At 62.2% G+C, this 22434-nt stretch carries 26 protein-coding genes; 10 read left to right on the top strand and 16 right to left on the bottom strand.

Annotated features, from left to right (window positions below; translation table 11 throughout):
• Nucleotides 1-21: 21 nt before the first annotated feature.
• The 7 genes from mdh to sdhC form a co-directional block, all read right to left on the bottom strand.
• Complete coding sequence (mdh, locus tag F2982_RS10640; protein WP_112385778.1) at nt 22-984, bottom strand: malate dehydrogenase; 963 nt, start codon at nt 982-984, stop codon at nt 22-24.
• 176 nt (nt 985-1160) lie between these two features.
• Entirely contained in the window at nt 1161-2324 is a 1164-nt protein-coding gene (gene zapE / locus F2982_RS10635; RefSeq protein WP_203427791.1) for a cell division protein ZapE, read from the bottom strand.
• Between the two features lie 48 nt (nt 2325-2372).
• Nucleotides 2373-2882, bottom strand: a complete 510-nt coding sequence (locus F2982_RS10630; protein WP_199627870.1) for a protease inhibitor Inh/omp19 family protein — start codon at nt 2880-2882, stop codon at nt 2373-2375.
• A 268-nt stretch (nt 2883-3150) separates the two neighbouring features.
• Nucleotides 3151-3930: a succinate dehydrogenase iron-sulfur subunit gene (locus tag F2982_RS10625; RefSeq protein ID WP_112517747.1), complete on the bottom strand. Its 780-nt coding sequence runs from the start codon at nt 3928-3930 to the stop codon at nt 3151-3153.
• 12 nt (nt 3931-3942) lie between these two features.
• Nucleotides 3943-5784, bottom strand: coding sequence for a succinate dehydrogenase flavoprotein subunit (sdhA, locus tag F2982_RS10620; RefSeq protein ID WP_130283281.1), 1842 nt, complete (start codon nt 5782-5784; stop codon nt 3943-3945).
• Between the two features lie 7 nt (nt 5785-5791).
• Nucleotides 5792-6172, bottom strand: a complete 381-nt coding sequence (gene sdhD / locus F2982_RS10615) for a succinate dehydrogenase, hydrophobic membrane anchor protein (RefSeq protein WP_203427790.1) — start codon at nt 6170-6172, stop codon at nt 5792-5794.
• A 12-nt stretch (nt 6173-6184) separates the two neighbouring features.
• The gene (sdhC, locus tag F2982_RS10610; RefSeq protein ID WP_203427789.1) at nt 6185-6577 is read right to left on the bottom strand and encodes a succinate dehydrogenase, cytochrome b556 subunit; all 393 of its coding nucleotides are present in this window, start codon (nt 6575-6577) and stop codon (nt 6185-6187) included.
• Between the two features lie 317 nt (nt 6578-6894).
• On the opposite strand from sdhC, the gene F2982_RS10605 reads away from it, so the two are divergent.
• Nucleotides 6895-7338, top strand: a complete 444-nt coding sequence (locus F2982_RS10605; protein ID WP_203427788.1) for a hypothetical protein — start codon at nt 6895-6897, stop codon at nt 7336-7338.
• Here the strand turns inward: F2982_RS10605 and F2982_RS10600 are convergent.
• Genes F2982_RS10600 through tsaD form a run of 5 tightly spaced genes read right to left on the bottom strand, consistent with a single transcriptional unit; the run spans nt 7328 to nt 10795 of the window.
• Entirely contained in the window at nt 7328-7975 is a 648-nt protein-coding gene (locus tag F2982_RS10600) for a methyltransferase (protein ID WP_203427787.1), read from the bottom strand. The genes F2982_RS10605 and F2982_RS10600 overlap by 11 nt on opposite strands.
• Before the next feature lie 6 nt (nt 7976-7981).
• Nucleotides 7982-8413: an EVE domain-containing protein gene (locus F2982_RS10595; RefSeq protein WP_112718469.1), complete on the bottom strand. Its 432-nt coding sequence runs from the start codon at nt 8411-8413 to the stop codon at nt 7982-7984.
• A gap of 1 nt (nt 8414) precedes the next feature.
• Complete coding sequence (locus F2982_RS10590; RefSeq protein ID WP_130283271.1) at nt 8415-8708, bottom strand: YciI-like protein; 294 nt, start codon at nt 8706-8708, stop codon at nt 8415-8417.
• A 9-nt stretch (nt 8709-8717) separates the two neighbouring features.
• Nucleotides 8718-9701: an NAD(P)H-dependent glycerol-3-phosphate dehydrogenase gene (locus tag F2982_RS10585; RefSeq protein WP_203427786.1), complete on the bottom strand. Its 984-nt coding sequence runs from the start codon at nt 9699-9701 to the stop codon at nt 8718-8720.
• Nucleotides 9698-10795, bottom strand: coding sequence for a tRNA (adenosine(37)-N6)-threonylcarbamoyltransferase complex transferase subunit TsaD (gene tsaD, locus F2982_RS10580; protein ID WP_203427785.1), 1098 nt, complete (start codon nt 10793-10795; stop codon nt 9698-9700). The genes F2982_RS10585 and tsaD overlap by 4 nt, the downstream gene beginning before the upstream one ends.
• Before the next feature lie 72 nt (nt 10796-10867).
• On the opposite strand from tsaD, the gene hemC reads away from it, so the two are divergent.
• The 6 genes from hemC to F2982_RS10550 all read left to right on the top strand — a co-directional run bounded on the left by hemC (nt 10868) and on the right by F2982_RS10550 (nt 16741).
• Complete coding sequence (gene hemC / locus F2982_RS10575) at nt 10868-11797, top strand: hydroxymethylbilane synthase (RefSeq protein WP_203427784.1); 930 nt, start codon at nt 10868-10870, stop codon at nt 11795-11797.
• 6 nt (nt 11798-11803) lie between these two features.
• The gene (locus F2982_RS10570) at nt 11804-12502 is read left to right on the top strand and encodes a uroporphyrinogen-III synthase (RefSeq protein WP_203427783.1); all 699 of its coding nucleotides are present in this window, start codon (nt 11804-11806) and stop codon (nt 12500-12502) included.
• 90 nt (nt 12503-12592) lie between these two features.
• On the top strand, nt 12593-13870 hold the full coding sequence (locus F2982_RS10565) for a COG4223 family protein (RefSeq protein ID WP_203427782.1): 1278 nt from the start codon (nt 12593-12595) through the stop codon (nt 13868-13870).
• A gap of 3 nt (nt 13871-13873) precedes the next feature.
• Entirely contained in the window at nt 13874-15487 is a 1614-nt protein-coding gene (locus F2982_RS10560; protein WP_203427781.1) for a heme biosynthesis protein HemY, read from the top strand.
• Nucleotides 15488-15504: 17 nt separating this feature from the next.
• Complete coding sequence (locus F2982_RS10555; protein WP_112718453.1) at nt 15505-15990, top strand: TerB family tellurite resistance protein; 486 nt, start codon at nt 15505-15507, stop codon at nt 15988-15990.
• Nucleotides 15980-16741 (top strand): glutamine amidotransferase, encoded by a 762-nt coding sequence (locus F2982_RS10550; RefSeq protein ID WP_112718451.1) that lies wholly within the window; start codon nt 15980-15982, stop codon nt 16739-16741. The genes F2982_RS10555 and F2982_RS10550 overlap by 11 nt, the downstream gene beginning before the upstream one ends.
• On the opposite strand, the gene F2982_RS10545 is transcribed toward F2982_RS10550, so the two are convergent.
• Complete coding sequence (locus tag F2982_RS10545; protein ID WP_203427780.1) at nt 16716-17966, bottom strand: MFS transporter; 1251 nt, start codon at nt 17964-17966, stop codon at nt 16716-16718. The two genes, F2982_RS10550 and F2982_RS10545, sit on opposite strands and share 26 nt — an antisense overlap.
• Before the next feature lie 141 nt (nt 17967-18107).
• Here F2982_RS10545 and F2982_RS10540 point away from each other — a divergent pair, with 141 nt between their 5' ends.
• Entirely contained in the window at nt 18108-18398 is a 291-nt protein-coding gene (locus tag F2982_RS10540; protein WP_112718505.1) for a YggT family protein, read from the top strand.
• The gene (locus tag F2982_RS10535) at nt 18395-18697 is read left to right on the top strand and encodes a DUF167 domain-containing protein (RefSeq protein ID WP_130283257.1); all 303 of its coding nucleotides are present in this window, start codon (nt 18395-18397) and stop codon (nt 18695-18697) included. Before F2982_RS10540 ends, F2982_RS10535 begins: the two co-directional genes overlap by 4 nt.
• A 2-nt stretch (nt 18698-18699) precedes the next feature.
• Here the strand turns inward: F2982_RS10535 and ppa are convergent, their stop codons facing one another.
• On the bottom strand, nt 18700-19233 hold the full coding sequence (ppa, locus tag F2982_RS10530; protein ID WP_203427779.1) for an inorganic diphosphatase: 534 nt from the start codon (nt 19231-19233) through the stop codon (nt 18700-18702).
• 219 nt (nt 19234-19452) lie between these two features.
• Here ppa and F2982_RS10525 point away from each other — a divergent pair, with 219 nt between their 5' ends.
• Nucleotides 19453-19893 (top strand): MEKHLA domain-containing protein, encoded by a 441-nt coding sequence (locus F2982_RS10525; RefSeq protein WP_203427778.1) that lies wholly within the window; start codon nt 19453-19455, stop codon nt 19891-19893.
• A 12-nt stretch (nt 19894-19905) separates the two neighbouring features.
• On the opposite strand, the gene F2982_RS10520 is transcribed toward F2982_RS10525, so the two are convergent.
• Nucleotides 19906-20412: a GNAT family N-acetyltransferase gene (locus F2982_RS10520; RefSeq protein ID WP_112718441.1), complete on the bottom strand. Its 507-nt coding sequence runs from the start codon at nt 20410-20412 to the stop codon at nt 19906-19908.
• Between the two features lie 192 nt (nt 20413-20604).
• On the bottom strand, nt 20605-22428 hold the full coding sequence (gene typA / locus F2982_RS10515) for a translational GTPase TypA (RefSeq protein WP_112718439.1): 1824 nt from the start codon (nt 22426-22428) through the stop codon (nt 20605-20607).
• Nucleotides 22429-22434: the final 6 nt, after the last annotated feature.

Raw genomic sequence — 22434 nt, 5'->3', positions numbered from 1 at the left:
TTGCGTGGGGGCGCGCGGGAATTACTTCAGCGCAGGCGCAATGTTGATGCAGGCTTCGCAAAGGCCGGCGACAGCAGCCACCGACTTGTCGAAGGCTTCCTTTTCGGCCTTGTTCAGGTCGATTTCGATGACGCGCTCGACGCCGCCAGCACCGATGACCGTAGGAACGCCGACATACATGTCCTTGACGCCGTACTGGCCGGTCAGCTGCGCTGCGCAGGGCAGAACGCGCTTCTTGTCCTTGAGGTAGGACTCAGCCATTTCGATCGCCGAAGCGGCCGGGGCGTAGTAGGCCGAGCCGGTCTTCAGCAGGCCGACGATTTCTGCGCCGCCGTCACGGGTACGCTGGATGATTTCTTCGAGGCGTTCCTTGGTGACCCAACCCATGGTGACGAGGTCGGTCAGCGGGATGCCGCCAACGGTCGAGTAGCGGGCGAGCGGAACCATCGTGTCGCCGTGGCCGCCGAGAACGAAGGCGGTGACGTCCTGAACGGAAACGTTGAATTCCTTCGAGAGGAACAGGCGGAAGCGCGAGCTGTCCAGAACGCCGGCCATGCCGACGACCTTGTTGGCCGGAAGGCCGGAGAACTTCTGCAGAGCCCAGACCATCGCGTCGAGCGGGTTGGTGATGCAGATGACAAAAGCATTCGGGGCATACTTCTTGATGCCGGCGCCGACCTGCTCCATGACCTTCAGGTTGATGCCGAGAAGATCGTCGCGGCTCATGCCCGGCTTGCGGGCGACACCTGCGGTGACGATGCAGACGTCAGCACCTTCGATCGCCGAGTAATCGCTGGCGCCGGTCAGGTTGACGTCGAAGCCTTCGACCGGAGACGACTGGGAGATGTCGAGGCCCTTGCCCTGCGGAATGCCGTCGGCAATGTCGAACAGAACGATGTCGCCGAGCTCCTTGAGACCGGCGAGATGCGCCAGCGTGCCACCAATCATGCCAGAACCAATGAGTGCGATCTTATTACGCGCCATTTCGCTTTTCCTTTGCGAATATAATCGGTCGGGCGGCGCGCGGCGGCGTCGTCCAATGCCGCAATCGCATAGACCTAAAGCCAAAAAATGGCAACGTGTTATTTTTGGTGTAGCATTTTCAATCGTTTAGATATCAAAATTCTTACGTAAACGTAAGATAAATTGTCACTAAAGTGTTACTCGGCAGCGGTCTTCTGATGATGCAGCGCAAGATATTCCGCGCTCCGCATCTCGAAGAGACGCGATGCCGTACGATCGAATTCGAACCCCTCGGTGCCCCTGCGTTCGGTCAGCAGGTCCTCGGGCATGGCCGCGGCGGAAGCATGAAGCCGCACGCCATGGTCATATAGGGTATCGACGAGAATGATGAAGCGCTTGGCCTGATTTCGCCGGTCGGGTCCGAGCAGCGGAATGCGATCGACGAAGATCGTGTCGAAACGCGCGGCGATCGCCAGGAAATCGGCGGCGCCAAGCGGCTTGTCGCAGAGATCGTTGAAGGCGAAGCGCGCCATCCGGTCGACGGCGAGCGGCACATGGATCGACCGGCCCTTCATCGGAATTTCGAGCGGTTGCGCCTTGCGACCATGCAGCATCTGCGTCCAGGACGCATCCATTGCCATATCAGTCCGCCCGTCGATCGGCGTCAGATAGACGGGCTGGCTGTTCAGCTTCTCCATCCGGTAATCCGTCGGGGAGTCGAGCGTCACGACGTCGACATTCTTCTTCAGAAGCTCGACGAAGGGCAGGAAGAGGCCGCGGTTGAGGCCATCCTTGTAGAGATTGTCGGGCTCGACATTCGACGTCGCGATCAGCACGCAGCCGCGGGCAAAAAGCTCTGAGAACAGCCGCGACAGGATCATCGCATCGGCAATGTCGGTGACCGTGAACTCGTCGAAGCAGAGAAGCTCGGCCTCGTCATAAAGGGAGGCCGCGACCGGCGGCATTGGATCCGCCTGCTTGGTTTCGCCGTCCTTCAGCTTCTGCCGGTGCGCCGCGATGCGGTTATGCACATCGGCCATGAATTCGTGGAAATGCGCCCGGCGCTTCTTTTTGCAGGGCGCCATGCCGAAGAACATGTCCATCAGCATCGTCTTGCCGCGGCCGACGCTGCCATGGATGTAGAGACCCTTGATCCCCTGTTCGGTCTTCTTCTTGGAAGCAAACAGCCAGCCGAGAGCGCTGGACTTGGCGGCGGGGCGGCGCTGCTTCAGCTGCGAAAGAACCCGGTCCAGGTTTTTCGCCACGTCCATCTGTGCGGAATCGACCTGCAAATCACCGTTGGCCGTCAGCGACTTCAATTGTTCGCTGACGCTCAGGGCGTAGTCTGGCATTGGCTGCATGAGAGCAAATCCGCCTATGCGTGGCCGGCGGACCCGCCGCCGGATGAATTACCGGCTGAGGGTGATTGCCTGGCCGCCGCTGGTCTGGCCGGAGAAGCTGTTGTCGGCGGTCTTGTAAACGCTGCCGATCTGGTTGCCGCTGCGGTCCTTGAGCAGAACCTGCTTGCCGGACACTTCCCAGGAACCCATCGCCGTCAGTTCGCCGGCGCAACCGCGCGTACCGCCGCGCGAGCCGCTGCCGAGGTTGGTCAGCGTCAGGAACATGTCGCAGCTGCCGTTGACGCGCCAGCTGCCGACCATCGATTCCTTGGTGACATCGAGAGCGTTTGCGGCCATGGCGCCCGGGGCTGCCGGAGCGGCAGGCGCCGCGCTCGGTGCGGCCGGGAACTGCGATGCGCCGCCCGGAGGGGGAAGCTGGCCGCCCTGCACCGACGGCACGGGCTGCGCCGTCAGCGGCGCCGGCTGGCTGCTGTAACTCGCATTGTCATAGGCCGTACGCTGGCAGCCAGCGAGTGACAGAACAACCGCCACACCTGTCATCGCATATCGCAACTGCATCTTGAGGCTCCCGAATATTCGCTTTGCCGCATCAAAAATAGTCATCGGACTAATTTTCGAATTAACGTATTTCACTTTGGTTAATCAAGTCGGCACAGCCGTAAATTGCCCGTGACAGGACCTAAGCCGGAACAGAGGCAATTCAAGCCGTGCGGAAGGACTTCTGAAGGCAGAATTTGTCATCAAGGTGATGACCGCGCATTCTTCCCCGGTTTGACCGGCCACCGGAAGAAAAACGGCGCCGCAAGCGGCGCCGTTCGATTTGCCGTCAGACGCGGCGCTCGACCATCATCTTCTTGATCTCGGCGATTGCCTTTGCCGGGTTCAGGCCCTTCGGGCAGGTCTGCGCGCAGTTCATGATCGTGTGGCAGCGGTACAGGCGAAACGGATCCTCGAGATTGTCGAGGCGCTCGCCGGTTGCTTCGTCGCGGCTGTCGATCAGCCAGCGATAGGCCTGCAGCAGAACAGCCGGACCGAGATAACGGTCGCCGTTCCACCAGTAGCTCGGACAGGAGGTCGAGCAGCAGGCGCAGAGAATGCACTCGTAGAGGCCGTCCAGCTTCTGGCGGTCTTCGTGGCTCTGCTTCCATTCCTTCGCCGGCGTCGGCGAGACCGTCTTCAGCCAGGGCTCGATCGAGCGGTGCTGGGCATAGAAGTTGGAAAGGTCCGGAACCAGGTCCTTGACGACAGGCATATGCGGCAGCGGATAGATCTTGACCGTACCCTTGATGTCGTCGAGACCCTTGGTGCAGGCCAGCGTATTCGTGCCGTCGATATTCATGGCGCAGGAACCGCAGATACCTTCGCGGCAGGAGCGGCGCAGCGTCAGCGTCGGGTCGATCTTGTTCTTGATGTAGAGCAGACCGTCGAGAACCATCGGGCCGCAATCGTCGATATCGATATAGAACGTATCGATCGACGGCGTCTGGCCGTCATCCGGGCTCCAGCGATAGACGCGGAATTCGCGGGTGTTCTTGGCACCGGCAGGCTTCGGCCACACCTTGCCTTCGCGCATCTGGGAGTTCTTGGGGAGAGCGAGTTCAACCATGTCCAGTTCCTCTTAATACACGCGAGCCTTCGGCGCGATCTTCTTGGGATCGATGCCGTCTGCAATCAGCTCGGTGTGAACCGGGCGGTAGTCGAGCTTGACGTCGCCTGCCTCGTTGACCCAGGCAAGCGTGTGCTTGCGCCAGTTGACGTCGTCGCGGCCGGCGAATGCGCCTTCCGTATAGTCTTCGCGCGCATGCGAGCCGCGGCTTTCCTTACGGGCCTCGGCGCCGTAGATCGTCGTGATGGCGTTGGCCATCAGGTTCTGCAGCTCAAGCGTTTCGACGAGGTCGGAGTTCCAGATCATCGAGCGGTCGGTGACCTTGATGTCCTTCATCTCGCCCCAAATCGCCGAAATGCGCTGGCAACCGGATTCCAGCGATTCCTGCGTGCGGAAGACGGCGGCGTCTTCCTGCATGGCGCGCTGCATCTTTTCACGCAGTACCGCCGTCGGCGTACCGCCGCTGGCGTGGCGCAGGCCGTCGAAGCGGTCCATGATCTTGTCGCAGGCAGCGACGTTGAGATGCGGGACGGGCGCTGCGCGGTCGATAACCTCGCCGGCGCGGATTGCGGCGGCGCGGCCGAAGACCACGAGGTCGATCAGCGAGTTGGAGCCGAGACGGTTGGCGCCGTGCACCGAGGCGCAGCCCGCTTCACCGACAGCCATCAGGCCCGGAATGATCCGCTCAGGGTTATTGCTGTCGGCATTCAGCACTTCGCCCCAATAGTTGGTCGGGATGCCGCCCATATTGTAGTGGACGGTCGGCAGAACCGGGATCGGCTCGCGCGTCACGTCGACGCCGGCGAAGATCTTGGCGCTCTCGGAAATGCCCGGCAGGCGCTCATGCAGAACGGCCGGATCGAGATGGTCGAGATGCAGGAAGATGTGGTCCTTGTTCTTGCCGACGCCGCGGCCTTCGCGGATTTCCAGCGTCATGCAGCGCGAGACGACGTCACGCGAGGCAAGGTCCTTGGCCGACGGTGCGTAGCGTTCCATGAAGCGCTCACCCTCGGAGTTGACGAGGTAGCCGCCTTCACCGCGTGCGCCTTCCGTGATCAGACAGCCGGAACCGTAGATGCCGGTCGGGTGGAACTGGACGAATTCCATATCCTGCAGCGGCAGGCCGGCGCGGGCAACCATGCCACCGCCGTCGCCGGTGCACGTATGGGCCGACGTTGCCGAGAAATAGGCGCGGCCGTAACCGCCGGTCGCCAGCACCACCATCTTGGCGGCGAAGCGATGGATCGTGCCGTCATCGAGGTTCCAAGCAACGACGCCGGTGCAGCGGCTGCCGTCTTCCGACATGATCAGATCGAGCGCGAAATACTCGATGAAGAATTCAGCATTGTTTCGCAGCGACTGGCCATAGAGCGTGTGCAGGATGGCGTGGCCGGTGCGGTCGGCGACGGCGCAGGTACGCTGTACCGGCGGTCCCTCGCCGAAATTCTGCATGTGGCCGCCGAACGGGCGCTGGTAGATCTTGCCTTCCTCGTTGCGCGAGAACGGCACGCCGTAATGCTCGAGCTCATAGACCGCCTTCGGCGCTTCCATGGTGAGATACTGCATGGCATCGACGTCGCCGAGCCAGTCGGAACCCTTGACGGTGTCGTAAAGGTGCCACTGCCAGCTATCCGGCGTCATGTTCTGCAGCGACGCGGCAATGCCGCCCTGGGCGGCAACAGTGTGCGAACGCGTCGGGAATACCTTGGTGATGCAGGCGGTGCGGAAGCCCTGCTCTGCCATGCCGAGCGTGGCGCGCAGACCGGCGCCACCGGCGCCGACGACGATCACATCATAAGAGTGGTCGACGTACTTGTAGGCCTTCCCATTCTGAGCGGGTGAAGAGGGTGCCATGATACGGTTATCCTACGAATGCAATTTTCAGAATGGCGAAGAGACAGAGGCCGGCGATCAGTATCGAGAAGAACGTGTTCAGCATCAGGCTGATGATCTTCAGCCATTCGGAATGAACATAGTCCTCGATGATGACCTGCATGCCGAGCTTCATGTGAATGACGCCCGAGATGATCATCAGGCCCATGATGACGGCGACGAACGGGTTCGACAGGGCGTGAACCACCTCCGCATAGGGCTGGCCGGCGTGAATCAGCATGAAGATGATGAAGAACAGAAACAGCGGCACGTTGGCGACCGCGGTCACACGCTGGCGCCAGAAGTGATCGGTGCCTTCCTTGGCGGAGCCGAGGCCGCGAACCTTACCCAGGGGGGTACGCATATCCATGAGAGCGACCTTTTAACGAATGACGAAGCCGATCACCCAGACCAGCGCGGTCAGACAGAGCGATCCGATCAGATTGGCGATGGCGAGCTTGGTGGAGAATTCCTTGCCGAAGCCGTGGCCGAGGTCCCACATGAAGTGGCGGAAGCCGCCGAGCATGTGGTGGATCAGCGCCCAGGTGTAGCCGAGCAGCACGAGCTTGCCGATGATGCTGCCGAGCACCCAGTTGGCCCAGTCGTAATTTGACTGGCCGGTCGCGGCTGCAATCAGCCACCAGGCGATCAGCAGCGTGCCGACATAGAGAGCGCCACCGGTAATGCGGTGAACGATCGACATGACCATGGTGGGGATTGGTTTGTAAATTTGCAAATGCGGCGACAGGGGCCGGTTATTTGTCACATTCGCCATCAGAACCTCGCGGCGTCTTCTCTGCGCTTCCGGAATTCGGAGCATATCAAGGCAACCACAGGAACGACAAAATTGTCTGTGTGCGTTGCATCAATGGCGACGTTTAATCACCGAACCCCCGGACGACAAGCACAATTGCTGTCCGCTTTTTAATTTAATCGATTCGCGTTACCGGGAAGTTGCTGCAGAGCAAAACTGGCCCGCGCCGCTCAGATTTTATCCTGATTTTTCATCGCTCAAGTGGACATGCAGAAAGTTTTGACGCAAGCTGCCGTTAACGATTTGTTAACGATCGCATTTTGCGAGGAAGACATCCGATGGTCACGCGTTTTTCGAAAGTCATTCCGCTCATGCTCGGCGCCCTTATGGCGCTGCCTGCCGCCGCGGGCGAACGTTTCCCGCATCGTGATCGCGGCATAGTTCACTGGACGGGCGGCAATCAATGGTATGGCGATCGCGATCGCCGCCATGGCCACAACCGCTATGTCCGCCTTCGCCAGTTCTCCCCGGTTGCCAACGGCTACAGCATCCGCAGCTTCAATGCGGCCGCCCCGCAGGTGACAGGCCCTGCATACAACGGCACCTATGCCGGTTCCTACGCCTATGACGTCGATGGCGGCACCTATATCGGCGCCAGCGGTTATACGATCTATGGCGCGCCGCAGACCGCGACCGTCGCTCCCAAGGCAAAGATCATCGACGTCGCCGTGCAGGACGACCCTTGCGAATACGAGGCCAATGTCTGCGTGATCAGGCCCTGAAGCGCCAGACGGTCGTCTTCTTGACTTCGCTATCCTCGAGCGCCCGGGTGACTGGCACTTCATAGACCGCGCAGAATTCCAGCCTGTCTTTCGGCAGATAAGCACGGCCCGGATCGCCGACCAGAATATCCTTGCCTCCGGCCGCCAGGCGCTGAAACCACGGCAGCAGCGCATCGGCAAAGCCGCGATCATAGAAGACGTCACCGGCAAGCAGCACGTCGGGAGCGATCATCGAGCCGATCAGGTCCGCACCCTCGAATTCGATCGAAACGCCATTCGCCGCGGCGTTCAGCCGGACCGCGGTTTCCGTCCATGGATCGATATCGGCCGCAAGCACCTTCTCCGCACCCGCCATGCGGGCGGCGATCGCTACGAGACCGGATCCCGTCGCAAAATCCAGGACGCTCTTGCCGCGCAGATGCTCCGGATGATCGAGCACGTAACGCGCCAGCCCCTGCCCGCCCGCCCAGGCGAAAGCCCAGAAAGGCGGCGGCAGACCGATCTCGGCAAGCTCCTCTTCCGTCTTCAGCCAGAGCTCATGGGCTTCGCTCGCCAGATGCAGCCGGATCTCCGGCACATGCGGCGGCGCCATCAGGCTGGTATTGGCGCGGATGAAGAGTTCGGGATCGGTCTTCAAAGGCGGTCAGCGCGGCGGGTTGTCGAGCCCGCCCATGCGGCAGACTTCCAGCCACTCGTCATCGGTCACGGGCTGCACGGAGAGGCGCATGGACGTCACCAGCGACATCTTCGAGAGCTTTTCGCTCGCCTTGACATCCTTCAGCGTCACCGGCTTCGGCATGTCCATCACGGCGCGGATATCGACGCAATCCCATTTGGGATCGCCTTTGGCGCTGGAATCGGGATGCGAGAGAGCGCAGACTTCGACGATACCGACGATCTCCAACCCCTCATTCGAATGGTAAAAGAAGCCCTTGTCGCCGATCTGCATGGCCCGCATGTTGTTGCGCGCCAGGTAGTTGCGAACGCCGGTCCATTCCGTGCCCTTTTCGCCGGCAGCCTTCTGCTGCTCCCACGACCATGCCTCAGGCTCGGACTTGTAAAGCCAATGCGCCATCTCAGGCCTCCGGATTGTTGAAGACCCAGTTGTAGGGCTTCACCTCGACGCTCTCGAACAGGCCGGCCTTTGCATAGGGATCGGCCTCGCCGAGTGCCTTGGCGGCTTCAATGCTGTCGGCCTTGACGATCACCAGGCTGCCATTCGGCTTGCCGTCAGCGTCAAGGAACGGGCCAGCGATCGCCAGCTTGCCTTCGGCATTGAGCTTGTTGAGATACTCGACATGCGTTGGGCGCGTTTCCATGCGCACGTTCAGATGTCCCGGCTTGTCCTTGCAGAGAAGGGCGAAAAGCATGTCAGTCTCCTATTCGGTGGTGATCGGACGTGTCATCAATTGTTCGATTGCCTCGGCAATACCGAGCTTGCCCTCGATGATCGCCGAGACGGCATCGGTGATCGGCATCTCGATGCCGAGCTCTCTCGCGAGCCGCGACGCGACGGCGGCCGCGAAAGCGCCCTCGACCAGCTCGCCATGCGAGGGATCAGCCTTATCTCCGCGCCCGAGCGCGATGCCGAAGCGCAGATTGCGCGACTGATGGCTGGTTGCCGTCAGCACCAGATCGCCAAGGCCGGAAAGCCCCCGCACCGTATCCGCCTGCCCGCCCTTTGCCGCAACGAGCCGGGACATTTCGGCCAGGCCACGGGCAATCAGCGCTGCACGGGCGGAATCGCCTATGCCGCAGCCTTCGACGATGCCGCAGGCAATCGCGAGAACATTCTTCAAGGCACCTCCCAGCTGCACGCCGGTGCGGTCATCGGACGCATAGAGCCGGAAGGTGCGGCCCGAAACTGCCTGCGCCAGCCGCTCGGCGACATCCATATCGGCAGCCGCAATCGCCATCGCCGTCGGCAGCCCCTTAGCGATATCGGCGGCAAAGCCTGGGCCGGAAAGCACTGCCACATGATGATTGGGCAGCTCGCGTTCCAGCATATCCGTCAAGAGCGTACCGGTAGAGCGTTCGATCCCCTTGGCGCAGGTGACGACCACGGCATCGTGAGCCAGGTAAGGACCATAGTGGCGCGCCGCATCCGCCTGCGCCTGCGACGGCATGGCGAACAGCACGATGCCTGCCCGGCGGATCGCATCGGGCTCGGCGGAGAATTCCAGCGCCTCAGGCAGGGCAATGCCCGGCAGCACGGCGTCATGCAGCCGCTCTGAAGCAAGATCGGCCATCAGAGCCGGATCGCGGCCGATCAGCGTCACGGTGCTGCGCCCGGCGAGCGCGATGACCGCGGCAAGCGCCGTTCCGAACGCACCGGCACCGATGACTGCAATTCGCTCGCTCACGCCTTGGCTCCTCGTTTTCCGTAGTTAATTAGCGCCTCGGCATTGGAATCCAGCGGCCAGCGTGAGCGTGGCTGCACATCGAGATCATCAGGCGCGACACCGAGCGCCATGCGCTCCAGCCCGGCCCAGGCAATCATCACCGCATTGTCGGTGCAAAGCCTCAGCGGCGGCGCGATAAAGCGGAAGCCGTGCTTGTCGCACAGCGCCTGCAGCGTGCCGCGAACCTCCTGGTTTGCCGCAACGCCGCCTGCCACGACCAGCGCCGGCGGGCCTTCTGCATCCGGGAATTCAGCCTTGAAGCGCTGCAGCCCGCGGCCGATGCGATCCTTCAAGGTACGGGAAATGGCCTTCTGGAACGAGGCGCAGATGTCGGCGATATCCTGCTGGGAAACCGGCGCAATCTCCGTTGCCGCCTGACGCACCGCGGTCTTCAGGCCGGAGAAGGAAAAGTCGAGCCGCGCCTCGCCGACCAGCGGGCGCGGAAAATTGAAGCGGTCGGGATTGCCGCTCGTCGCGGCCTTCTCCACCTCCGGCCCACCGGGGTAGGGCAGACCGAGAAGCTTTGCGGTCTTGTCAAAGGCCTCACCCAGCGCATCGTCGATCGTCGTGCCCCAGCGCTCGTACTCGCCGATGCCACGCACCAGAATGAGCTGCGTATGGCCGCCGGAGACGAGCAGCATCAGATAGGGAAAGGAAAGCCCATCCGTCAGCCGCGCCGTCAGCGCGTGACCCTCGAGATGGTTGATCGCGTAGAGCGGCTTGCCCGCTGCCTTGGCGATCGCCTTGCCGGTCATCAGGCCGACCAGCAGCCCGCCGATCAGCCCTGGTCCCGATGTCGCGGCGATCGCATCGACATCGGCCAGCGACACATTGGCGCGCTGCAGCGCTTCCTCGATCAACGTATCGAGCGCCTCGACATGGGCGCGTGCGGCAATCTCCGGCACCACACCGCCATAGGCGCTATGCTCGTCAAGCTGGCTCAGCACAACGTCGGAAAGCACATTCGAGCGGCCGTCCGCATCGCGTTCGACCACCGCCGCCGCGGTCTCGTCGCAGCTTGTTTCGATGCCGAGGATGCGTAGAAAGGAAGCCATGAAACCTGATCGTTGATTGCGATGGGTAAGAAACCCGGTTACGAGACTTCCGGTAACAACGGATCAAAGCGGATGCAAACAAAACCTTTCCGGATCGGCACGCGGGGCAGCCCGCTGGCGCTTGCCCAAGCCCATGAAGCCCGCGATCGGCTGATGGCTGCGCATGGTCTGCCGGAGGAAATGTTCGAGATCGTCGTGCTGACGACGACAGGCGACCGCATCACCGACCGCTCTCTCGCCGAGATCGGCGGCAAGGGGCTTTTCACCCAGGAACTGGAAGAAAAACTGGCGCTCGGCGAACTGGATTTCGCCGTCCACTCAGCCAAGGACATGCCGACCGTTCTGCCCGAAGGCCTCTACCTCTCCGCCTACCTGCCGCGCGAAGACATCCGCGATGCCGTCGTCGGCCGCACCGCGCCGAAGCTGATCGACCTGCCGCATGGCGCCACCGTCGGCTCCTCGTCGCTGCGCCGCCAGGCGCTGATCCGCCGCATGCGGCCCGATATCAACGTCATCACTTTTCGCGGCCTTGTCGATACCCGGCTGCGCAAGCTCGCCGAAGGCCAGGTCGATGCTACGCTTTTGGCGCTCGCCGGCCTCAAGCGCCTTGGCAAGGTCGACGTGCTCACCGACATTCTCGACCCCGACACTTTCCCGCCCGCACCCGCACAGGGCGCGATCGCGATCGAAAGCCGCATCGGCGACGAGCGCATCGATAATCTGCTGGCAGCGATCAACGACCCCGCGACCTTCGACGCTGTCTCCTGCGAGCGCGCCTTCCTCGGCGCCCTCGATGGCTCCTGTCGAACGCCGATCGGCGGCTACGCGATTTGCGAAGGCGACCAGATCAAGTTCTCCGGCCTGATCATCACCCCGGATGGCCGCCACCAGCATGCGATCTCGATCGACGGCAACCGCCGCGATGCCGCAGCACTCGGCGCCCGCGCCGGGCAAGACGTCCGCGCCCGCGCCGGAACCACCTTCTTCGACGACTGGAGCTAGTCCTCCATGCGCGTGCTCGTCACCCGCCCGCAGCGTCAGGGGGAACGAACGGCACGGCGATTGCGCGAACGCGGCCATGAGGCCGTGATGATGCCGCTCTCCGAACCTGTGCATGACGGCGCAGCGGCAATGGCCGCCCTTGCGCAGACATCGGGCCCGATCGCCATCACCAGTGCCGAAGCCATCCGGGCGCTCTCTGACCAAGCCGCGTCGCTGCCACCCCGCCTCCGTCGCCCTCTCTATGCCGTCGGCAACGCCACGGCCGAAGCGGCAATCGCTGCAGGCTTCGTCACGGTCAAGGCAGCCTCCGGCGATGGCGGCGATCTCGCAGAATTGATCGCTGCCGAGACCACCGGCGCTGTCACCTATCTCGCCGGAAGACCGCGGGCGGAAACCTTCGAAAAGCGCGCCACCGAGCTCGGCCTCAAGCTGACCACCGCCGAATGCTACCGCATGGAGCAGATTGCTCCGGGCTGCGATGCCCGCGAGACGATGCAGCAGTCGCCGCCGGATGTCATCCTTCTCTATTCCCGCGAGACGGCAATCGCCTTGTTCCGATTTTTCAATCCTTTACCGGAATGGCTGACCGCCACCCGCATTCTCTGCCTCAGCGAGGCCGTTGCAGCCGCCGTTCCGGCCGAGCTGCAGAAAAATCTTCGCATTGCGGCAATGCCGGATGAGCAAAGTCTTTTGTCGCTTCTTTGAAGGCGTTAGCCGCCCAAATTTGATCTAACCTCTTTCCTTAACTGGGATCACTGACTAGTTTCGTTGCAATGCAGGAAATATGAGGGCCTCATGGTATCGGGAAACCCGCCACGCCATTCGAAGAGAACCGACAAGCCGGTCACCATCGATCTGGAAGCGCAGGAATTTGCCAAGCAGGAGGATACCGCCTCCACCCCTGCCGATGCCGCAGCCGATACCGACGAGCAGGCGGCAAATGAGCTGAAGGAAACGCTGGAAGCGACGCCTTCGGAAGACGCATCGGCCGCAGCGGCGGTAGAAGAACCGGTACACACCGAAGAGCCATCGGCACCCGAAGCTCCGGCCGAAGAACCAGCGCCCCGCCACACCGAATCGGCCATGTCGCCGCCGCCCCAACAACAGCGCGGCGGCAACACCTCGGGCCTGATCGCCGCCGGCATTTTCGGCGGCCTCGTTGCGCTCGCGGGAGCCGGCGCCATCCAATATGCAGGCTATCTCCCCGGCTCCGCGCAGCAACCGGCGCAGACGGAACAGAACAGCGAGCTTTCGGCCGAGATCGACGGCCTGAAGCAGTCGATCGCCAATCTCGCAGCCGCGCGCAATCCTGATGACGACGCTCTCGACAAGCGCATCGCCGCCCTGGAGGCCGCCGCCAAGACGCCCGCGGCTGCCCAGCCCGGCGACCCGGCTGCGACCGAGGCTCTCAACCAGAAGATCGCCGATCTCACCGCTGAGGTGGCTAAGCTCCAGAGCTCGCTCACCCAGGCCTCCGAACAGCAGGCGTCAAACGGCGCCGACATTACCAAGCGTCTCGACGAAGCCGAGAAGAAGCTCAACGAACCGCGCCAGGATGTGGCCGTCGCGCAGGCAATCGCCGCAGCAGCGTTGAAAGCGGCGATCGATCGTGGCGGACCGTTCACCGCCGAACTCGATACATTCGCGGGCGTCGCGCCTGACGATCCCGCCGTCAAGGATCTGCGCAACTTCGCGCAGACAGGCGTTCCCTCGCGTGCCGAGCTGATCCGCCAGGTTCCCGATGTCGCTACGTCGGCTGTTGAGGCCGTAAACCAGGCGAACCCGGATCAGAGCTGGTCCGACCGGCTGATGTCGAGTGCCAAGTCGCTGGTCAGCGTCCGCCCCGTCGGCAACATCGAGGGCGAAAGCGTCGAGGCGATCGCCGCCCGCATGGAAGACAAGGTGAAGAACGGTGACCTGCCGGGCGCCGCCAACGAATGGAACGACCTGCCGCCCGCAGCCAAGCAGGCATCGGCCGCCTTCAAGCAGTCGCTCGAAGCCCGTATCCGTGTCGAAGACCTTGTCAGCGGAGCGCTCTCGAAGGCCGTATCCGGCGCCGGCAAGGAGGGCTGACCGATGATCAAGCTCGTCATCTTCGCCCTGCTCGTTCTCGTTCTTGGCTACGGCTTCTCCTGGCTTGCCGATCGTCCCGGCGACCTGTCGCTGATCTGGGAAGGCCAGCTCTACCAGACCAAGCTGATCGTTGCCGCCAGCGGCCTGATCGCGCTCATTGCTCTCGTGATGATCGGCTGGTGGCTGATCCGCACGATCTGGACCTCGCCGCATTCCGTCACCCGCTATTTCCGCGCCCGCAAGCGTGACCGCGGCTATCAGGCGCTCTCGACCGGCCTGATTGCCGCCGGCGCCGGCAATGCGCTTCTCGCCCGCAAGATGGCGGCCCGTTCGCGCGGTCTCATCCGCGCCGATCAGGAACCGCTGATCAATCTCCTGGAAGCACAGGCAGCATTGATCGAAGGCCGCCACGACGAGGCCCGCGCCAAGTTCGAAGCCATGGCCAACGATCCCGAAACCCGCGAGCTCGGCCTCCGCGGCCTCTATTTCGAAGCCAAGCGCCTTGGCGCCAACGAAGCTGCCCGCCAATATGCCGAGGAGGCTGCTGACAACGCGCCCTATCTCCCCTGGGCCGCTCAGGCGACCCTGGAATCCCGCAGCCAGGCCGGACGCTGGGACGATGCGATCCGCCTGCTCGACCAGCAGAAAGCCGCCCGCGTCGTCGACAAGCATGACGGTGACCGCCTGCGCGCCGTGCTTTTGACGGCACGCGCCGGCGACAAGCTGGACCGCGATCCGGCAGGCGCCCGCGACGATGCCCTGCATGCGCTGAAGCTGATCGCCGATTTCGAACCGGCCGCGATCATTGCCGCAAAGGCGCTTTTCCGCGAAGACAAGCTGCGCAAGGCGGCCTCGATCCTTGAACAGGCCTGGAAGACCAATCCGCATCCCGAGATCGGCCGCGTCTATGTGCTGGCCCGCAGCGGTGATTCCGTGATCGACCGGCTGAAACGTGCCGACAAGCTGGAAGCCATCCGCCCGAACAATGTCGAGTCGCTGCTCGTCGTCGCGCAAGCCGCTCTCGACGCGCAAAACTTCGCCAAGGCCCGCGCCAAGGCGGAAGCAGCCGCCCGCATGCAGCCACGCGAAGCCGCTTTCCTGCTGCTTGCCGATATCGAGGAGGCCGAGACCGGCGATCAGGGCCGTGTGCGCCATTGGCTGGCGCAGGCGCTGAAGGCGTCGCGTGATCCGGCCTGGGTGGCCGATGGCTTCGTTTCCGACAAGTGGTTGCCGCTCTCGCCGGTCACCGGCCGTCTCGACGCCTTCGAGTGGAAGGCGCCGTTCGGCCAGCTGGAAGGCCCGGTCGAGGAAGGCTCTGCCACGTCGATCGACACGGCACTCAAAACATTGCCGCCAGTTCGCGAACATCGCCAGGAAGCACCGGCGAGCGATCACCGCATCATCGAGCTGGAACGCGCCGCAACGATCGCCGAAGCCGTTCGCCCGGCCCCGGCACCCGCGGCCCCTCCGAAGCCCGCTCCGGCGCCCAAGCCTGCCGAGGCGGCCTCCCCTTCACGCCCGCCCGAACCGAAACCATATTATGGAATGCCTGATGATCCAGGCGTTCGCGACACCAAGGTGGATACGGAACCCAAGACACGGCTCCGCCTTTTCTGAGATGGAACGAAAACCGCATGTTCGAACGCTTTCAGGCATTCTTCCACAACCTCACGGCAGACGGGAGCAGGAAGGGTTTCGATCCCGATGACCCGCGCATTGCCGTTGCCGCGCTCTGCATGCAGGTCATGGAAGCCGACGGCCAGATCAAGGACAGCGAGAAGAAGCGGCTGCGCAAGCTGCTGAAGGAGCAGTACGGGCTCGACGGCAAGCAGCTCGATGCCGTGATCGCCGCTGGCCTCGAGGCCGAAAGCAGCGCCGTCGACTACTATCGCTTCACCTCCGACCTGAAACGCCATCTGAACACCGAGCAGCGGCTCGAGCTGATCGGCATCCTCTGGGACATCGTCTATGCCGATGGCGAGCGCAGCGAGATGGAGGATCACGTCATCTGGCGGATCGCCGATCTGCTCGGCGTCTCCTCCCGCGAGCGCATCCAGAAGCGCCAGGAGGCCGCCGCCCGGGTGACCGATACGGTCGTGGTGCAAGACGATGCAGATTGAGCGCCCGGTAAAACGCGACAAGCGACCCGTCCTCATCGTCCTGCATCAGGAACAATCCAGCCCCGGCCGCGTCGGCCAGCTGCTGGTCGAGAAGGGCTACAGCCTCGACATGCGCCGTCCGGTGCTGGGCGACAAGCTGCCGTCGACGCTTGACGGACATGCCGGCGCCGTCGTCTTCGGCGGCCCGATGAGCGCCAACGACCCGGAAGATTTCGTCAAGGCGGAGATCAACTGGCTCGACGTGCCGCTCAAGGAAAACCGTCCGTTCCTCGGCATCTGCCTCGGCGCCCAGATGCTGGTGCGCCATCTCGGCGGCAAGGTGCAATCAAACCCCGACGGTTCGACGGAGATCGGCTGGTATCCGCTGCGCCCGACGGAAAAGGGCCGGCTGCTGATGCACTGGCCGAAGATGGTCTATCACTTCCACCGCGAAGGCTTCGATCTGCCGCGTGGCGCCGAGCTGCTGGCGGAAGGTGATGCCTATCCGAACCAGGCTTTCCGCTACAACAAGAACGCCTGGGCGCTGCAGTTTCATGCCGAGCTGACGCGGGTGATGATGCACCGCTGGGTCGTCCACGGCGCCCACCGCTTTATCCTACCGAACGCCCAGCAGGGCCGCGAGCACCTTGAGGGACGCATGCTCTTTGATGCGCCGCTGAAGGCGTGGCTGAACGAGTTCCTCGATATCGTCTTTGAGGGCAAGACGGCGAAAGGCGCGCCGCTCTCTATGCCGGCGACGCTGAGCGCATAGGTGCATCGAGCGTATCGATCTGCCGCAGCTGGCGGAAGCTCATCGCCCAGATCACCGAAACGGCAAGTGTCCCCAGACCACCGATGACAACGGCAGGCACCGCGCCGAAGGTATGCGCCATCGTGCCTGCCCGGAACTCGCCGAGCTCGTTCGATGCACCGACGAAGACCATGTTGACGGCGTTGACACGACCGCGCAGCTCGTCCGGCGTCCAGAGCGCGATCAGGCTCTCGCGCACATAGACCGAGATCATGTCTGCGGCCCCCATGATCGCCAGCGCGGCGATCGAGGTCCAGGTGTGGGTCGAGACGCCGAAGACGATCGTCGCGATACCAAACAGGCCGACGCCCATGAACATATAGAATCCAGCCCGGTGTTTCATCGGATAGGCTGCCAGGAACAGCGCCATCACGATCGCGCCGACGCCGGGCGCCGAGCGCAGAAGACCGAGCCCCCAGGGACCTAGCGTCAGGATATCGCGCGCATAGATCGGCATCAGCGCCGTAGCGCCGCCGAGCAGCACGGCAAACAGGTCGAGCGAGATCGCGCCGAGCACCACCTTGTCCGCCTTGATGAAGCGGAAGCCGCCGAGGATCATGTCCCAGCTCTTTGCTTCGCCGGCGCTGTGCTGGGCGGGCTTCGGGATCATGAAGAGCAGGATAGCGCCAAGCACCGCGAAGATGACCGAGACCGTGTAGGCCGTCGTCGCGCCGACGCCGTAGAGCAGACCTCCGAGCACCGGGCCGGTGATCGCCGCCAGCTGCCAGGAGGAGGAGTTCCAGGCTATCGCGTTGGAGAGATCCTTCTCCGGCACCAAGTTCGGCGCCAGCGATTGCACGGCAGGTGCTGCAAAGGCGCGCTCGATGCCGAAAACCAACAGCACGATGAAAACCGGGATCGGCGAGAAAGTGCCCGTCACCGTCATGATCAGCAGCGCCAGCGTGCAAAGAGCGCTGACCAGCGAGCATATCGAAGCGATGGCGCGGCGATTGTAGCGATCGGCGACCGATCCCGTGATCAGGATCAACAGCAGCGACGGCAGGAACTGTACCAGGCCGATCAGGCCGAGATAGATGGCGCTCCGCGTCTGGTCATACATCTGCCAGCCGACCGCGACACTGAGGATCTGCTGCGAAAAGGAAAGCAGAAACTTCGCGAAGAAGAACCGGGTGTAGGAAGAATGCCGGAACGCGGCAAAACGGTCTCCGGTGGACGAGAAAGACATTGGGGGCAACCAAGGAAATCGGGCCGCGCGGTACAGTTCAAACGCGCCCATTAAACATGATTCACCGCGCGTTAAGACACGGCACTTGCCCGTTTAGTCGCCAATAGCTACATGTCTGTCAACAACGAACTGGAGACGACGATGATTGCCCTTTTTCAAACCATTGATTTGGCTTTGAATCTTTACACTTGGGTGCTTATTGCGAGTGCCATTTTCTCCTGGCTCTACGCCTTCAACGTCATCAATTCCAGCAACCAGTTCGTCAACTCGGTTGGGATGTTCCTCTACAATGTCACCGAACCGGTGCTGCGCCCGATCCGCCGCGTGCTGCCCAATCTCGGCGGCATCGACATCTCGCCGATCATCCTGCTGCTGATCATCTTCTTCCTGCGCTCCTTCATGTGGAACACCATTTTCCCGCTGGTGGCGTGAGCTCCGCCTGGACCGTTCATGACGGTCATCTCAGGCTGACGGTGCGGCTGACCCCGAATGGCGGCCGCGACGCGATCGATGGATTGGACGGCGAGGGACAGCTGAAGGCGCGCGTCAGCGCCGTGCCGGAAGACGGCAAGGCGAATAAGGCGCTGATCGCCCTTCTCGCTAAATCTCTGCGCGTGCCGAAATCGGCCGTCGCCTTCATTTCCGGCGAAACATCGCGCAAAAAAATCCTCCGCATCGAAGGCGATACGGAGGATCTGATCGAAAAGCTGAAAGCCTTTACGAAAGCCTGAGCTTACTTTACCTTCTTGGCGCGCTCGACGGCTTCGAGAATGAGTTCGCCGGCTTCCTTCGAACCTTTCCAGCCGAAGATCTTCACCCACTTGCCAGGCTCCAGATCCTTGTAGTGCTCGAAGAAGTGCTCGATCTGCTTCAGCGTAATGTCGGGAAGATCGGTATATTCCTTCACCTTCTCGTAGCGCAGCGTCAGCTTCGGCGACGGAACGGCAATGATCTTCTCGTCCTTGCCGGAATTGTCTTCCATCATCAGAACGCCGATCGGGCGCACGTTGATGACACAGCCCGGAACCAGCGGACGGGTGCTGGCGATCAGCACGTCAATCGGGTCGCCGTCTTCCGACAGTGTGTGCGGCACGAAGCCGTAGTTACCCGGATAGGTCATCGGCGTGTACAAGAAGCGGTCGACGACGAGGGTGCCGGCGTCCTTGTCCATTTCGTACTTGATGGGATGGCCGCCGACCGGAACCTCAACGATAACGTTGACATCTTCCGGTGGGTTGTTGCCGATGGAAATGGCGTCGATGCGCATCAGTGTCCCCTAATATAGGATGGTTTCCGGCTGCCAGATAATCAGAATCTCTTCGCAACGCAACATGTCAGGCCGCATCTTCCGTCGTTTTGGCTAATAGAGTTCGCCACCAACAGCGAAGTTCGGGGATCACCAGGGCAATGACCGGCGAGGCCACAAACCGGTCGCATTGTCCGGATTAGTTGGGCTTTTCAGATCTCATATTGCAAGCAGATGGCCATGTATCTTTACGAAAGCGACGACTTTTTCGATCTCCTCACCGGCAGCTACCGCCGCATCACCGGCAAGGATCTCGTGCCGCCGGAACTGACCAGACAGGAAGGCATCCGCTGGCTCTACGAGGACGCGCCGTTCGGCCTGCTGGCGCATGACACCGCACCCGATCCGGTCTTCGTCTATGGCAACAGGAACGCGCAGCGACGCTTCGAATATAGCTGGGACGAACTGACCGCGCTGCCGTCGAGACTGTCCGCCGAAGCGCCGGAACGCGCCGCACGGGAGAACTTCCTGCGGCAGGTTGCCGAGAAGGGCTATGTCGACAATTACGAGGGGATCAGGATCAGCAAATCGGGCAAGCGCTTTCCGATCGCGAACGTGACGGTTTGGCAATTGATCGATGCCGACGGAGTGATCCGTGGCCAGGCAGCGAGGCTGCCATAAGCGGCAGTGCCGCTAGTTCCAGATGAAGCCGATCTTCTTCAGCTGCTTGTGGTCGAAGTTTTCCATGCCTTCGCAGAAATCGAGCCCGCCATGGCCGCGATAGAAGCGGCTGGCATTCTCGTTATCTTCCAGGCACCAGACGACCAGGCCATTGCAGCCGAGCGACTTCAGCAACCGGCGCGCTTCTCCAAACAGCATCCGGCCGAGACCGATGCCCTGATATTCCGGGCGGAGATAAAGCTCGTAGATTTCGCCTTCCTGGGGAAGAGCACGGGCACGGTTGAGGCCGAGCGTCGCGTAACCGGCGACCGTTCCGGCCACATCGAGAACCAGCAGCGTTGCTGGGCCTCTGGTGGCCTTGCGCCACCAGCCTTCGCCGCGGCGTTCGATCATTTGTGTCAGAGCACGGTGAGGAATGATGCCGGCATATGTGTGCTGCCACGCAAGGCGATGCGCCTCCGATATGGCGCGGGCATCATGCGGCTCAGCCCGCCGAACATCGATCGACAACGTCTTCATAACGCTACTCTGGTCCTTCAGCGGACAATTAACCATATGCCATCACGCGGCCTGGCTGATTGCCCACAGACTTAACATGTGGACGATGGAAAAAATTTAACGCTTTTTTAACCATTGTCACAAGCCGGAATCGGCGGACCACACATAAAAAACCCCGGCGCAAGGCCGGGGTTTGATCTGTTTGAGCACGGCTTAGAGCGCTGCCTTCGACTTTTCGAACCGCTTGCGGTCGTTGGCGTCGAGATACATCTTGCGCAGACGGATCGACTTCGGCGTCACTTCGACCAGCTCGTCGTCCTGGATCCAGGAGAGAGCGCGGTCCAGCGTCATGCGGATCGGCGGCGTCAGCTTGACGGCTTCATCCTTGCCGGCGGCGCGGATGTTGGTCAGCTTCTTGCCCTTGAGAACGTTGACTTCGAGGTCGTTGTCACGGCTGTGGATACCGATGATCATACCCATGTAGACCTTCTCACCGGCGTCGATGATCATCGGGCCGCGATCTTCCAGGTTGAACAGGGCGTAGGCAACGGCTTCGCCGGCTTCGTTGGCGAGCAGAACGCCGTTAACGCGGCCGCCGATTTCGCCCTTGTACGGCTGGTAGTCGTGGAACAGGCGGTTCATGACGGCCGTACCGCGCGTGTCGGTTAGCAGTTCCGACTGGTAGCCGATCAGGCCGCGCGTCGGCGCCAGGAACTTCAGACGAATGCGGTTGCCGCCCGACGGACGCAGCTCGGTCATTTCAGCCTTGCGCTCAGACATCTTCTGAACGACGACGCCGGAATGTTCTTCATCGACGTCGATGACGACTTCTTCGATCGGCTCGAGCATCTGGCCGGTCGCTTCGTCCTTGTGCATGACGACGCGCGGACGCGATACGGCAAGCTCGAAGCCTTCACGGCGCATGGTTTCGATGAGAACGGCCAGCTGCAGTTCGCCGCGGCCGGAAACGAAGAACGAATCCTTTTCGGAGGACTCTTCGATCTTCAGCGCAACGTTGCCTTCGGCTTCCTTGAACAGACGGTCGCGGATGACGCGCGAGGTGACCTTGTCGCCTTCGGTGCCAGCGTAAGGGCTGTCGTTGACGATGAAGGACATGGTGACGGTCGGCGGGTCGATCGGCTGAGCCTGCAGCGGCTGGCTGACGGACGGGTCGCAGAACGTGTCAGCGACGGTGCCCTTGGAGAGGCCGGCGATCGCGACGATGTCACCTGCATGCGCTTCTTCGATCGGCTGACGCTCGATACCGCGGAATGCGAGGATCTTGGAGATACGGCCGGTTTCGATGGTCTTGCCATCGGCATGCAGAACCTTGACGGCCTGGTTCGGCTTGATCGAGCCGGAATTGACGCGGCCGGTGATGATACGGCCGAGGAAGGGGTTGGCTTCGAGGATCGTGCCGATCATCGTGAACGGGCCTTCGTGAACCGTCGGCTCCGGAACATGCTCGAGCACGAGGTCGAGAAGCGGTGCGAGACCCTGGTCCTTCGGACCTTCCGGGTTGACGTTCATCCAGCCATCGCGGCCCGAACCGTAGAGGATCGGGAAATCGAGCTGCTCGTCGGTCGCGTCGAGGTTGGCGAAGAGGTCGAACACTTCGTTGATGACTTCTTCGTGGCGGCCATCCGGACGGTCGATCTTGTTGATCGCGACGATCGGGCGAAGGCCGACCTTCAGCGCCTTGCCGACGACGAACTTCGTCTGCGGCATCGGGCCTTCGGAAGCGTCGACGAGAACGATCGCGCCATCCACCATCGAGAGAATACGCTCGACTTCACCGCCGAAGTCGGCGTGGCCGGGGGTGTCGACGATGTTGATGCGGACACCCTTCCACTCGACCGAGGTCGCCTTGGCGAGAATGGTGATGCCACGCTCTTTTTCGAGGTCGTTGGAGTCCATGACGCGTTCTGCAACGCGCTGGTTCTCACGGAAGGAGCCGGACTGCTTGAGCAGCTCGTCCACCAGTGTCGTCTTGCCATGGTCAACGTGCGCGATAATCGCGATGTTGCGAAGTGCCATTGTGTC

Source organism: Rhizobium sp. BG4 (genome assembly GCF_016864575.1).
In the GTDB taxonomy this organism is placed as follows: domain Bacteria; phylum Pseudomonadota; class Alphaproteobacteria; order Rhizobiales; family Rhizobiaceae; genus Rhizobium.
Note: the sequence above shows the minus strand (reverse complement) of the source record. Positions and strands in the feature narration are given on the sequence as shown.